This window comes from Streptomyces sp. NPDC039430 (assembly GCF_055639435.1).
Genome location: NZ_JBVKAK010000020.1, coordinates 119,585 through 132,388, shown reverse-complemented (window position 1 = coordinate 132,388; position 12,804 = coordinate 119,585). Strand labels below are relative to the sequence as shown.

Sequence of the window (12,804 nt, the reverse complement as noted above, 5' to 3'; positions counted from 1 at the left end):
CCCCGCGACCCCCCCCCCCCCCCTCCACCCCCCCCCCCCCCCCCCCCCCCCCCCCCCTCCCCCCCCCCCCCCCCCCCCCCCCCCCCCCCCCCCCCCCCCCCCGACGCGTACCCGCGCTCCGTGTCGGACTGACTCGTCTAGGCCGAGGCCGGCGGGTAGAGCGCGCGGGGCAGGGCCGAGGCCGCCGCCGCGTCGAGCAGCCACAGCGTGCGGCTGCGGCCGTACGCCCCCGCCGCCGGCGCCTGGATCTCGCCCGCGCCCGAGAGCGCGATCTCCGCGGCCTTCGCCTTGTCCTCGCCCGCCGCCAGCAGCCACACCTCGTGCGCCGCGCGGATCGCGGGCAGCGTGAGGGAGATACGGGTCGGCGGAGGCTTGGGAGCGCCGTGCACGGCGACCACCGTGCGCTCGGTCTCCCGTACGCCCGGCAGCTCGGGGAAGAGCGAGGCCACATGCGTGTCGGGCCCGACCCCCAGCATCAGGACGTCGAAGGTCGGCACCGGCCCGTGGTCCTCCGGGCGGGCCGCCGCGGCGAGTTCGGTGGCGTACGCGGCCGCCGCCGCCTCCACATCACTGCCGTACGGACCGTCGGAGGCCGGCATCACATGCACCCGCGAGGGGTCCAGCGGCACCGAGTCGAGCAGCGCCGCCCGCGCCTGGGTGATGTTGCGCTCCGGGTCGCCCTCCGGCAGGAACCGTTCGTCGCCCCACCACAGATCGAGCCGCGACCAGTCGACCGCGTCCCGGGCGGGCGCCGCGGACAGCGCGGCCAGCAGGCCGTTGCCGTTGCGCCCGCCCGTCAGGACGACGGAGGCGGAGCCGCGCGCGGCCTGGGCGTCCACGATCTTCGTGATCAGCCGGGCCGCCGCGGCCTGCGCCATCAGCTCCTTGTCGCGGTGGACGACCAGCTGCGGAGCGCTCACTTCGACTCCGCCTTCTTGGGCATGGCGGCAGGCGTGACCGCGCCGGCGGGCTTGGCGGGCGTCGCACCGCCGTCACCGGCCGTACCCGACGACGAGCCGGCCCCGTCACTGAGCCGGTCCACGCCGAACCGCAGCGCCGACGCGTAGGTGTCGTCCGGGTCCAGCCGGCGCAGCTCCTCGGCGATCAGCTCCGAGGTCTCCCGGCGCTTCAGCGCCACCGCCCGGTCCGGCTGCCCCTGGATGGAGAGCGTCGCCAGCGAGCCGTCCGCCCGGCCCAGCGTGATCGGCCCGCAGGATGTCTCCATCCGTACGGCCGTGAGACCGGGACCCTTCGAGACGCCGCGCTTGACCGGTACGTGCAGCCGGTCCGCGAGCCACATGGCGAGCAGCTCGCAGCTCGGGTTGTGCTCCTCGCCCTCCACCTCCACCGAGGTGACATCGCAGGCGACCTGGTCCAGAGCGGCCGCGAGCATTGAGCGCCACGGCGTGATGCGGGTCCAGGACAGGTCCGTGTCGCCCGGGGTGTACGCCTCGGCGCGTGCCGTCAGCTCCGCGACGGGATCCTCGGCCGCGTACGTGTCGGTCACCCGGCGCTGTGCCAGCTTGCCCAGCGCGTCCTTGGCCGGGTTGACCGGCGCGTTGACCGGCCACCACACGACGACGGGGGCGTCCGGCAGCAGCAGCGGCAGGACCACCGACTGCGCGTGGTCCATCACCTCGCCGTACAGCCGCAGGACGACCGTCTCGCCGGTGCCCGCGTCCGCGCCCACCCGTACTTCGGCGTCGAGCCGGGCCTTGGCCCGGTCGCGCGGCGAGCGCGAGTGGCGCTTGACGACGACCAGCTTCCTCGACGGGTGCTCGCGGGACGCCTCGTTGGCGGCCTTGAGCGCGTCGTACTGGTTCTCCTCGTCCGTGACGAGGACCAGCGTGAGGACCATGCCGACGGCAGGGGTGCCGATCGCCCTGCGCCCCTGGACCAGCGCCTTGTTGATCTTGCTCGACGTGGTGTCCGTAAGGTCGATCTTCATGGCCGGCGCCAGCTCCGTCCGTCTCGTGCGAGCATCTCGTCCGCCTCGACCGGACCCCAGGTCCCGGACTCGTACTGCGCGGGCTTGCCGTGCGTGTCCCAGAAGTTCTCGATCGGGTCGAGGATCTTCCAGGACAGCTCGACCTCCTCCACCCGCGGGAAGAGGTTCGAGTCGCCGAGCAGCACATCGAGGATGAGCCGCTCGTACGCCTCGGGGCTGGACTCCGTGAAGGACTCGCCGTACGCGAAGTCCATCGAGACGTCCCTGACCTCCATGGAGGTGCCGGGGACCTTCGAGCCGAACCGCATGGTCACGCCCTCGTCCGGCTGGACGCGGATGACCAGGGCGTTCTGCCCCAGCTCCTCCGTGGCCGTGTGGTCGAAGGGGGAGTGCGGCGCGCGCTGGAAGACCACCGCGATCTCGGTGACCCGGCGGCCGAGCCGCTTTCCGGTACGGAGATAGAACGGGACGCCCGCCCAGCGGCGGTTGTCGATCCCCAGCTTCACCGCCGCGTAGGTGTCGGTCTTCGACTTGGAGTCGATGCCGTCTTCCTGGAGATAGCCGACGGCCTTCTCGCCGCCCTGCCAGCCCGCGGCGTACTGCCCGCGCACCGTGCCCTCGGCGAGATCCTTCGGCAGCCGCACGGCGCCCAGCACCTTGGTCTTCTCCGCGGCCAGCGCGTCCGCGTCGAAGGAGGCGGGCTCCTCCATCGCGGTCAGCGCGAGCAACTGGAGGAGGTGGTTCTGGATCACGTCACGGGCGGCGCCGATGCCGTCGTAGTAGCCGGCCCGGCCGCCGATGCCGATGTCCTCGGCCATGGTGATCTGGACATGGTCGACATACGACCGGTTCCAGATCGGCTCGAAGAGGGTGTTGGCGAACCGCAGCGCCAGGATGTTCTGGACGGTCTCCTTGCCCAGATAGTGGTCGATCCTGAAGACCTCGTTGGACGGGAAGACCTCGTGGACGACCTTGTTCAGGTCCTGCGCGGACGCCAGGTCGTGGCCGAACGGCTTCTCGATGACCGCGCGCCGCCAGGAGCCGTCGGTCTGGTCGGCCAGCCCGTGCTTCTTGAGCTGCTGGACGACCTGCGGGAAGAACTTCGGCGGTACGGAGAGATAGAACGCGAAGTTGCCGCCGGTGCCCTGCGTCTTGTCGAGATCGGCGATCGTCGCCTTCAGGTTCTCGAACGCGTTGTCGTCGTCGAAGTCGCCCTGGACGAAGCGCATCCCCTGGATGAGCTGCTGCCAGACCTCCTCGCGGAACGGCGTGCGCGCGTGCTCCTTTACGGCGTCGTGCACCTCCTTGGCGAAATCCTCGTCCTGCCACTCACGGCGTGCGAAGCCGACGAGCGAGAAGCCCGGCGGCAGCAGACCGCGGTTGGCCAGGTCATAGATGGCAGGCATCAGCTTTTTTCGGGACAAATCGCCCGTGACGCCAAAGATGACCAGGCCCGACGGCCCCGCGATACGCGGGAGCCGTCGGTCCGCGGCGTCACGGAGCGGGTTCGCTCCGTGGGTTGCGGTCAAGGGATCAGCCCTCCGAAGGGGCGAGGCGCTTGAGCTCCGCCTCGGTCGACTTGAGCAGGTCGTTCCAGGCGGTCGCGAACTTCTCGACTCCCTCGTCCTCCAGCAGCTGGACGACGTCGTCGTACGAGATGCCCAGCTTCGCGACGGCTTCGAGGTCCGCGCGCGCCTGGTCGTACGTACCGCGCACGGTGTCACCGGTGATCCGGCCATGGTCCGCGACGGCTTCGAGCGTGGCCTCCGGCATGGTGTTCACCGTGTGGGGTGCCACCAGCTCGTCGACGTACAGCGTGTCCTTGTACGCCGGGTCCTTGACGCCGGTCGAGGCCCACAGCGGACGCTGCTTGTTGGCCTGCGCGCGGTCCAGGGCGGCCCAGCGCTCGGAGGAGAAGACCTCTTCGTACGCCTCGTACGCCAGCCGCGCGTTGGCCAGGGCCGCCTTGCCGCGGGCCTCCTTGGCCTCGGGCGTGCCCAGCGCGTCGAGCCGCTTGTCGATCTCGGTGTCCACGCGGGAGACGAAGAAGGACGCCACCGAGTAGATCTTGGACAGGTCCAGGCCGGCGGCCTGCGCCTTCTCCAGACCCGCGATGTAGGCGTCGATGACCTCGCGGTAGCGCTCCAGCGAGAAGATCAGCGTGACGTTGACGCTGATGCCCCGGCCGATCGTCTCGGTGATCGCGGGCAGACCGGCCTTGGTCGCCGGGATCTTGATCAGGGTGTTCGGGCGGTCCACCAGCCAGGCCAGCTGCCTGGCCTCGGCGATGGTCGCCTTCGTGTGGTGCGCCAGCCGCGGGTCCACCTCGATGGAGACCCGGCCGTCCTGGCCCTGCGTCGCGTCGAAGACCGGACGCAGGATGTCGGCGGCGTCGCGGACGTCCGCCGTGGTGATCATGCGGATGGCTTCCTCGACGGTGACCTTGCGGGCGGCGAGATCGGCCAGCTGGGCGTCGTATCCGTCGCCCTCCGAGATGGCCTTCTGGAAGATCGACGGATTGGTGGTGACGCCCACCACGTGCTGCTGATCGAGCAGTTCGGCGAGGTTGCCGGACGTGATCCGCTTGCGCGAGAGGTCGTCGAGCCAGATCGCGACGCCTTCGTCGGAGAGGCGCTTGAGTGCGTCTGTCATGAGAGTTCCATCTCCTACTGTTCGTATATAAGGCGTCAGCGCGCCGAAGCCGCCAGAGATTCCCGTGCCGCCGCGGCCACCGCGTCCGCGGTGAAGCCGAACTCGCGGAAGAGGACCTTGCCGTCGGCCGAAGCGCCGAAGTGCTCCAGCGAGACGATGCGTCCGGCGTCGCCCACGAAGCGGTGCCAGGTGAGCCCGATGCCGGCCTCGACCGCCACCCGCGCCCTCACGGCGGGCGGCAGAACGCTGTCCTTGTACTCCTGGTCCTGCTCTTCGAACCACTCGACCGACGGCATCGAGACCACCCGGGCCGGGATACCGGCGGACTGGAGCTGCTCACGCGCCTCGACGGCCAGCTGCACCTCGGAGCCGGTGCCGATCAGCACGACCTGCGGAGCGCCGCCCTCGGCCTCGAACAGGACGTAACCGCCCTTGGCCGCGTCGTCGTTGGCCTCGTACGTCGGCACACCCTGACGGGTCAGCGCCAGACCGTGCGGAGCGCCCTTGTCGTGCCGCTTGAGGATCTCGCGCCAGGCGATCGCCGTCTCGTTGGCGTCGGCGGGGCGGACGACGTTCAGACCCGGGATGGCCCGCAGCGCGGAGAGGTGCTCGACCGGCTGATGCGTCGGGCCGTCCTCGCCGAGACCGATCGAGTCGTGCGTCCAGACGTAGGTGACCGGCACCCGCATCAGCGCGGCCAGCCGGACGGCCGGACGCATGTAGTCGGAGAACACCAGGAAAGTGCCGCCGTAGATACGGGTGTTGCCGTGCAGCGCGATGCCGTTCATGGTCGAACCCATGGCGTGCTCGCGGATGCCGTAGTGCACCGTGCGGCCGTACGGGTCCGCCTCCGGCAGCGGGTTGCCCGCCGGGAGGAACGACGACGTCTTGTCGATCGTGGTGTTGTTCGAACCCGCGAGGTCGGCGGAGCCGCCCCACAGCTCGGGGATGACCTCACCGAGCGCCTGGAGCACCTTGCCGGACGCGGCGCGCGTCGCGACGGACTTGCCGGTCTCGAAGGCGGGGAGCTTCTCCTCCCAGCCCGCGGGCAGTTCGCCGGCCCTGACCCGGTCGAACGTCGCCGCGCGCTCCGGGTTGGCGGTACGCCAGGCGGCGAAGGTCTTCTCCCACTCGGTACGCGCCTCACGGCCGCGGTCGAGCGCCTCACGGGTGTGCGCGAGCACCTCGGCGGAGACGTCGAAGGACTTCTCCGGGTCGAAACCGAGCACCTTCTTGGTGGCGGCGACCTCCGCCTCGCCGAGCGCGGAGCCGTGCGCCGCCTCGGTGTTCTGCGCGTGCGGGGCCGGCCACGCGATGATCGAGCGGGCCGCGATGAACGAGGGGCGCCCGGTCTCCGCGCGCGCCGCCTTCAGCGCCTCGTGCAGACCCGCCGGGTCGAGGTCGCCGTTGGGCAGCTGCTCGACGCGCTGCACATGCCAGCCGTACGCCTCGTACCGCTTGAGGGTGTCCTCGGAGACCGCCGTCTCCGTGTCACCCTCGATGGAGATGTGGTTGTCGTCCCAGAGCAGGACCAGATTGCCCAGCTTCTGGTGGCCGGCCAGCGAGGACGCCTCGGCCGAGATGCCCTCCTGGAGGCAGCCGTCACCGGCGATCGCCCAGATGGTGTGGTCGAACGGGGAGGTGCCGGGCGCGGCGTCCGGGTCGTACAGACCGCGCTCGTAGCGGGCGGCCATCGCCATGCCCACCGCGTTCGCGACGCCCTGCCCGAGCGGTCCCGTGGTGGTCTCCACACCGACGGTGTGTCCGTACTCCGGGTGGCCCGGGGTCTTCGAACCCCAGGTGCGGAAGGACTCCAGGTCTTCGAGTTCCAGACCGTATCCGGCCAGGTAGAGCTGGATGTACAGGGTCAGGGACGAGTGGCCCGCCGAGAGGATGAACCGGTCGCGGCCGGTCCACTGCGCGTCGGCGGGATCGTGCCGCATCACCTTCTGGAAGAGCAGATAGGCGGCGGGGGCCAGGCTCATGGCCGTACCCGGATGGCCGTTGCCGACCTTCTGTACGGAATCCATGGCCAGGACGCGGGCGGTGTCGACTGCCCGGCGGTCCGAATCGGTCCACTCGAGCTCTGTGGTGGTCGGCTTGGTGCTCACCCTGAGTCAGGGCTCCTCTCCACATGATCGAATCCCGGTGTCTGAGGGCGCACCGGTTCGCTGTCGAGCCTACCCGCAGCGACAGTCATCTTTCCGAGCGTGTTTCCAGGGTGCGGCGCCGCCGGAGAGTTCGCCTCCCGGCGTCTCGGAGTTCACCTTCCGGCAGGTCGTGAGGACCATTCCGGGAGGGCTTTCCGTGGTGTTTCGCACCACCCACCCCCGCGAAGATCGGCATGAGGGCAACGTCTAGAGTGGCGTGGTACGCGCAAGTCTTTACCGGGCCTTCACGCCCGGAGCTTGCTGGGATTTCTCTGTCAGGGGTGTGCGTGACGGCCGTCGAGTCCCGACCCGCAGGGGTCGCTCTGACTCCGAGCTCGGGCGGCCATCGGCCGTTCGGCGCCCGCGTCAAGGCATTCGTGGTGCTGACCAAGCCGCGGATCATCGAACTGCTGCTCATCACCACCATTCCGGTGATGTTCCTCGCCGCGCAAGGTGTGCCGAATCTGTGGCTGGTGGTCACCACCTGTGTCGGAGGCTATCTCTCCGCCGGTGGCGCCAACGCGCTGAACATGTACATCGACCGTGACATCGACGCCCTGATGGACCGTACGTCGCAGCGTCCTCTCGTCACCGGCATGGTCTCGCCGCGCGAGGGGCTGGTGTTCGGCCTCACGCTGGCCGTGGTCTCGACCCTCTGGTTCGGACTCCTGGTCAACTGGCTGTCGGCGGCCCTCGCCCTGGGCGCGCTGCTCTTCTACGTCATCGTCTACACGATGATCCTCAAGCGCCGTACCTCGCAGAACATCGTCTGGGGCGGTATCGCGGGCTGCATGCCGGTGCTGATCGGCTGGTCGGCGGTGACCAATTCGGTGTCCTGGGCCGCCGTCATCCTCTTCCTCGTCATCTTCTTCTGGACGCCGCCGCACTACTGGCCGCTCTCCATGAAGGTGCGGGACGACTACGCGCGCGTGGGCGTTCCGATGCTCCCGGTCGTCGCCAGCAACCAGGTCGTGGCACGCCAGATCGTCCTCTACAGCTGGGTGATGGTCGCGGTCTCGCTGCTGCTGACCCCCCTGGGGTACACCGGCTGGTTCTATACGACGGTCGCGCTGGCGTCCGGCGGTTACTGGCTCTGGGAGGCGCACGGACTCCAGTCGCGCGCCAAGGCCGGTGAGACGGGCGCCAAGCTCAAGGAGATGCGGCTGTTCCACTGGTCCATCACCTATGTGTCGCTGCTCTTCGTGGCCGTGGCCGTGGATCCCTTCCTGCGCTGACGCGCCCCTGTACCGCACCGACTTGCTCCACCGACGGGTGGGGCGCGTGGCCAAGGCCACGCGCCCCACCCGTCGTCGGTTGATCTACCCGTGGGTAGCATCCCGTTCATGGCAGAGACCCAGCAGACAGAGCAGAGCGACGCGGCCGACGAGAGCAGGGCACTGGCCCGGCGGGCGGCGCGCGACGAGCGCCGGGCCGCCCGGCTGGCGAAGCGGATCGGCGCATTCGCCGGCCGGCACGGCGGCGCGGAGGGGCAGCTCGCGTACCTCGGACAGGCCGGTACGCGCATCGTGCTCGTCGGTGAGGACGGCGGCTGGGGCGATCTCGTCGCCCCCTCGCACGCCATCGCGAGCAGCGCCGCCGAGAAGGCGGGGCTGACCCTGCACGAGTCCTTCGACGGCGAGTTCGCCGCCAAGGTGCGCACGGGGCCGTACGAATGGAAGCGGATGGCCGGACTCCAGCTCGGTGGCCGCGAAGCCTGAGGGCGTCGGGAGAGGTCAGGGCGTTCTGAAGCCTGAGGGCGTCGTGGGACGGAGGGGCGCCCTCAGGCGTCCGAAAGGCGCCACCCGAGCGCGAGTTACCCGTTAGGACAGTAGGAGTACGGTCCACGACGGGAAACCCGATGATCGAAACAGCGTCCCTGGTGGACCAGTACTGCCACGGCGTACTCCGCACGGAACTGGGCCTCGGCGCCTTCGAGGCCCAGCTCGGCGTAACGGCGCGCGCTCCCGCGCCGGGCACCACGTTCTTCGACACCCAGACCGGGTTCGCCGTCCGGCGCTGGTGCCCGCCACTGCTCGGTCTTGAGCCGCACTGCCCGCCCGCCCGCTATCTCGCGCGCCGCCGGGAGCTGGGCGTACTGGAAACGGGACGCCGGCTGCTGCGCTCCACCGGGATCTCCACCTATCTGGTGGACACCGGACTGCCCGGCGATCTGACCGGGCCCGCCGAGATCGCCGCGGCGGGCGCGGCCGAGGCGCGGGAGATCGTCCGGCTGGAACCGCTGGCGGAACGGGTCGCCGATGTCGCGGGAGGCGCGGGCACCTTCCTGGCCGGCCTCGCGGAATCCGTGCACGCGGCGGCGGACTCCGCCGTCGCCTTCTCCTCCGTCGCCGGGGCCAGGACGGGCCTCGCCGCCTCGCCCGAGCCACCGGGGCCGGGGGAGGTACGGGGCGCGGCGGGCCGCTGGCTGGCCGGGCGCCGGGCCGGTGGCCCGCTCACCGATCCCGTACTGCTGCGGCATCTGCTCTGGATCGCGGTCGGCTCGGGACTGCCGCTGCAACTGCACGCGGGCGGCGCCACCGACACGTATCCGCGCGACGGCCACGCCGACCCGGGGGCGCTCACCGGCTTCGCGGCGGCCACGGCCGGGCTCGGCACCGATCTCGTCCTGCTGAACGGCTATCCGTACCACCGGCACGCGGCCCATCTGACGAGCGTCTTCCCGCATGTGTACGCGGATCTGGGGCCGGTACTGGCGCGGACCGGGGCCGGGGCCGCGGCCGTGCTCGCGGAGATCCTGGAGCTGGCGCCGTTCGGCAAGCTGCTGTTCTCCAGCGGCGCGCGCGGGCTGCCCGAGCTGCATGTGGTGGGCGCCCAGGTGTTCCGGGAGGCGCTGGAGCGGGTCCTCGGGGGCTGGGTGGGCGACGGAGCGTGGGCGTTACGGGACGCCCAGCGCGTCGCCAGGATGATCGCGGCCGGCAACGCCCACCGGCTCTACGGACTGCCGGACGCTCCCTGACCGCTCGCCGCCGCTTCGTGCACGGGCGTTTTCCGGCCGTGCTTCTCGGACCGCTTGTTTCTCAGGCCGCTAGCTTCCCGGACCAGCTTCCCGGACCAGCTTCCCGGACCGCTTCTCAGACCGCCGAGAGCGTCGGGTCCGACTGCGCGGGGATCTCCGTCGCCACCCGCGGCCGCTCGCGCAGGCTCATCGCCAGCCGCAGAACGGCGATCCACACCAGGCAGGAACCCAACATATGGGCGCCGACCAGGACTTCGGGGAGGTCGGTGAAGAACTGCACATAGCCGATGCCGCCTTGCGCCAGCAGCACGAGCAGCAGCTCACGAGCGCGCGCCCGGGTGTCCGCGGGGGCGTCCACCACCCGCAGCACCAGCCACATCGCCACCGCCAGCGCGCAGACGATCCAGGCGAACACCGCGTGCACATGGGCGGTGGTGGCCCAGTCGAACGGCATCCGGGGCACATCGCTGCTGTCACCGGCGTGCGGGCCCGAGCCCGTCACCGCCGTACCCGCCGCGATCAGCACCACCGCGGCGCCCACCAGCGCCCAGGACAGCTTGCGCACCGGGCGCGGGACGCGCGGCCGGGGCGCGCCGTCGCCCTCGCGGGTGCGCAGCCAGGTCAGGGTGGTGACGGTGAGCAGGATGCTGGCGAGGAAGAAGTGCCCGGCGACGGTCCACGGGTTGAGGTCCATCCACACCGTGATCCCGCCGATCACGGCGTTGCCCATCACGATCCAGAACTGCGACCAGGCGAGCCGGGTCAGCCCGCGCCGCCGCGGCTCGGCGGAGCGCGCCGCGATGATCGCCCAGCCGACCGCCGCGCACAGCACGTAGGTCAGCATGCGGTTGCCGAACTCGATCGCGCCGTGCAGCCCTTGCTCGGGGGTGGCGAAGAGGCTGTCGTCCGTGCACTTCGGCCAGGTGTCGCAGCCGAGGCCGGAACCGGTCAGCCGGACGGCGCCGCCGGTGACGACGATGACGACGCTCATCACGACGGCGGTGAGCGCGGCGCGCTGGAGCGTACGGGGTGAAGGCGTCCAGCGCTGGGCGATATACGCGAGGGGGGTCAACACGGCAACCATCGTAGGACGGAGCTTGTGCAGCTTTTCACGAGGGGTACGTATGCCGCGTCCCGGCGTCCCGCCCAACCGCTGCCGACCCGCTCCCGCGCCTACTCCCAGCGGAAGAACGCGCCCGCCGCGCCGAGGCCGAGCGCGGCCCAGACCGCGAGAATCCCGAGATCGCCCCACGGCAGCGCGGCGCCGTGCTGGAGCACCTCGCGCAGCCCGTCGGAGAGCGCCGATATCGGCAGCAGCCCGAGCACCGAGCGCGCCGCGTCCGGGAACTCGTCCAGCGGCACGATCACCCCGCCGCCCACCAGGAGCAGCAGGAAGACCAGGTTCGCGGCGGCCAGCGTCGCCTCCGCCCTGAGCGTGCCGGCCATCAGCAGCCCGAGCCCGGAGAAGGCGGCCGTGCCGAGGACGAGCAGCGGCAGCACGGCGAGCGGGCTGCCCCCGGGGGACCAGCCGAGCGCGAACGCGATCACCGTCAGCAGCACGATCTGGAGCACTTCGGTGACCAGCACGGAGAGTGTCTTGGCGGTCATCAGGGCCCAGCGCGGCAGCGGCGACACCGCGAGCCGCTTGAGCACTCCGTACCGCCGCTCGAAACCGGTGGCGATGGCCTGGCCGGTGAACGCCGTGGACATCACGGCCAGCGCGAGGACGCCCGGGGCGAGGAAGTCCACCGCCCTGTCCGCGCCGGTGTCGATGATGTCGACCGTCGAGAAGAGAACCAGCAGCAGCGACGGAATGATCACCGTCAGCAGCAGCTGCTCGCCGTTGCGCAGCAGCAGCTTCGTCTCGAACGCCGTCTGCGCCGCGATCATGCGCGTGAGCGGGGCGGCGCCGGGCGCGGGGGCGTAGGTGCCGGTGCCGCGCGTGCCTGTACCGCGCGTACCCGCGCCGCTCGTGCCGGTGCCGCTCGCGCTGGTGGTCATGAACGCAGCTCCTTGCCGGTCAGTTCGAGGAAGACGTCCTCCAGCGTGTGCCGCTCCACGGAGATCCCGTCCGCCATCACGCCGTGCTGCGCGCACCAGGAGGCCACCGTCGCGAGCAGCTGCGGATCGACCCCGCCGTTGATCCGGTAGACCCCCGAGGACAGCTCGTCGGCGGTGGTGCCGTCCGGCAGCGCCTTCAGCAGGGAGCCGAGGTCGAGCCCGGGGCGTCCGGTGAAGCGCAGGGTGTTCTCCGCGCCGCCCCGGCACAGCTCCTCGGGGCTGCCCTGGGCGATGACCCGGCCCGCGTCGATGATCACCACATCGTCCGCCAGCTCCTCGGCCTCGTCCATGAAGTGCGTGGTCAGCACCACGCCCACGCCGTCGGAGCGCAGCTCGCGTACGAGATCCCAGGTGGAGCGGCGGGCCTGCGGGTCGAGGCCGGCGGTCGGCTCGTCCAGGAAGACCAGCTCGGGGCGGCCGACGACGGCCAGGGCCAGCGCGAGCCGCTGCTGCTGGCCGCCGGAGAGCCGCCGGTAGGTGGTGCGTCCGCAGCCGCCGAGGCCGAGCCGCTCGATCAGCGCGTCCACGTCGAGCGGGCGGGCGTGCAGCCGGGCCATATGGCGGAGCATCTCCTCGGCGCGCGCCCCGGAGTACACGCCGCCGGACTGGAGCATCACGCCGATGCGCGGGCGCAGCCTGGCGGCGTCGGCGACGGGGTCCAGGCCCAGGACGCGCACGGATCCGGCGTCCGGCGCGCGGTACCCCTCGCAGATCTCGACCGTGGTGGTCTTGCCGGCTCCGTTGGGGCCGAGGACGGCGGTGACCGTACCGGCACCGACCGTGAGATCGAGGCCGTTCACCGCGGTCCTGGCCCCGTACCGCTTGACCAGGCCCCGTACCTCGACGACCGGCTCTCGGGAGGTCCGGCCCGCGGCGGAGCCGCTTTCGGGCAGCCGGTCATCCGGGAAGTCGCTGTACATGCCGGGAAGTCTAGGCAGCCGGACAGGGCCTCAATCCCGCGGGGGTGAAACGGCGATCGCACGCCATTCGGAGCCCCGACTTCCGGGTGCGCACGA

Annotated in this window: 11 protein-coding genes; 3 read left to right on the top strand and 8 right to left on the bottom strand. The window is 71.1% G+C overall.

Going from position 1 to position 12,804, the window contains the following annotated elements:
* Positions 1-137: 137 nt before the first annotated feature.
* From pgl to tkt, 5 genes are read right to left on the bottom strand one after another with little or no spacing between them, the layout of a single operon-like run.
* Positions 138-920, bottom strand: a complete 783-nt coding sequence (gene pgl, locus ACZ7LS_RS33040) for a 6-phosphogluconolactonase (protein ID WP_382530982.1) — start codon at positions 918-920, stop codon at positions 138-140.
* On the bottom strand, positions 917-1,948 hold the full coding sequence (opcA, locus tag ACZ7LS_RS33035) for a glucose-6-phosphate dehydrogenase assembly protein OpcA (protein WP_385137412.1): 1,032 nt from the start codon (positions 1,946-1,948) through the stop codon (positions 917-919). The genes pgl and opcA overlap by 4 nt, the downstream gene beginning before the upstream one ends.
* Positions 1,945-3,477, bottom strand: a complete 1,533-nt coding sequence (gene zwf / locus ACZ7LS_RS33030; protein WP_382530985.1) for a glucose-6-phosphate dehydrogenase — start codon at positions 3,475-3,477, stop codon at positions 1,945-1,947. Before zwf ends, opcA begins: the two co-directional genes overlap by 4 nt.
* 4 nt (positions 3,478-3,481) lie before the next feature.
* The gene (tal, locus tag ACZ7LS_RS33025) at positions 3,482-4,600 is read right to left on the bottom strand and encodes a transaldolase (protein ID WP_382530987.1); all 1,119 of its coding nucleotides are present in this window, start codon (positions 4,598-4,600) and stop codon (positions 3,482-3,484) included.
* A 35-nt stretch (positions 4,601-4,635) separates the two neighbouring features.
* On the bottom strand, positions 4,636-6,711 hold the full coding sequence (tkt, locus tag ACZ7LS_RS33020; protein WP_382530989.1) for a transketolase: 2,076 nt from the start codon (positions 6,709-6,711) through the stop codon (positions 4,636-4,638).
* Between the two features lie 326 nt (positions 6,712-7,037).
* On the opposite strand from tkt, the gene ACZ7LS_RS33015 reads away from it, so the two are divergent.
* The 3 genes from ACZ7LS_RS33015 (at position 7,038) to ACZ7LS_RS33005 (ending at position 9,727) form a co-directional block, all read left to right on the top strand.
* Entirely contained in the window at positions 7,038-7,985 is a 948-nt protein-coding gene (locus ACZ7LS_RS33015) for a heme o synthase (RefSeq protein ID WP_382530991.1), read from the top strand.
* A gap of 108 nt (positions 7,986-8,093) precedes the next feature.
* On the top strand, positions 8,094-8,468 hold the full coding sequence (locus tag ACZ7LS_RS33010; RefSeq protein ID WP_382675002.1) for a hypothetical protein: 375 nt from the start codon (positions 8,094-8,096) through the stop codon (positions 8,466-8,468).
* Positions 8,469-8,608: 140 nt separating this feature from the next.
* The gene (locus tag ACZ7LS_RS33005) at positions 8,609-9,727 is read left to right on the top strand and encodes an amidohydrolase family protein (RefSeq protein ID WP_382529842.1); all 1,119 of its coding nucleotides are present in this window, start codon (positions 8,609-8,611) and stop codon (positions 9,725-9,727) included.
* 115 nt (positions 9,728-9,842) lie between these two features.
* Here the strand turns inward: ACZ7LS_RS33005 and ACZ7LS_RS33000 are convergent, their stop codons facing one another.
* The 3 genes from ACZ7LS_RS33000 to ACZ7LS_RS32990 all read right to left on the bottom strand — a co-directional run bounded on the left by ACZ7LS_RS33000 (position 9,843) and on the right by ACZ7LS_RS32990 (position 12,708).
* Positions 9,843-10,811, bottom strand: coding sequence for a COX15/CtaA family protein (locus tag ACZ7LS_RS33000; RefSeq protein WP_382529844.1), 969 nt, complete (start codon positions 10,809-10,811; stop codon positions 9,843-9,845).
* Between the two features lie 89 nt (positions 10,812-10,900).
* Positions 10,901-11,728, bottom strand: a complete 828-nt coding sequence (locus ACZ7LS_RS32995; protein WP_385137007.1) for an ABC transporter permease — start codon at positions 11,726-11,728, stop codon at positions 10,901-10,903.
* The gene (locus ACZ7LS_RS32990) at positions 11,725-12,708 is read right to left on the bottom strand and encodes an ABC transporter ATP-binding protein (RefSeq protein WP_385137005.1); all 984 of its coding nucleotides are present in this window, start codon (positions 12,706-12,708) and stop codon (positions 11,725-11,727) included. Before ACZ7LS_RS32990 ends, ACZ7LS_RS32995 begins: the two co-directional genes overlap by 4 nt.
* Positions 12,709-12,804: the final 96 nt, after the last annotated feature.

What these genes read in the sequence shown, in the direction of transcription:
- opcA (WP_385137412.1), bottom strand. Translation starts at nt 1,948, where the DNA reads ATGAAGATCGACCTTACGGACACCACGTCGAGCAAGATCAACAAGGCG.
- ACZ7LS_RS33005 (WP_382529842.1), top strand. Translation starts at nt 8,609, where the DNA reads ATGATCGAAACAGCGTCCCTGGTGGACCAGTACTGCCACGGCGTACTC.
- tal (WP_382530987.1), bottom strand. Translation starts at nt 4,600, where the DNA reads ATGACAGACGCACTCAAGCGCCTCTCCGACGAAGGCGTCGCGATCTGG.
- ACZ7LS_RS32995 (WP_385137007.1), bottom strand. Translation starts at nt 11,728, where the DNA reads ATGACCACCAGCGCGAGCGGCACCGGCACGAGCGGCGCGGGTACGCGC.
- ACZ7LS_RS33010 (WP_382675002.1), top strand. Translation starts at nt 8,094, where the DNA reads ATGGCAGAGACCCAGCAGACAGAGCAGAGCGACGCGGCCGACGAGAGC.
- ACZ7LS_RS33000 (WP_382529844.1), bottom strand. Translation starts at nt 10,811, where the DNA reads ATGGTTGCCGTGTTGACCCCCCTCGCGTATATCGCCCAGCGCTGGACG.
- ACZ7LS_RS32990 (WP_385137005.1), bottom strand. Translation starts at nt 12,708, where the DNA reads ATGTACAGCGACTTCCCGGATGACCGGCTGCCCGAAAGCGGCTCCGCC.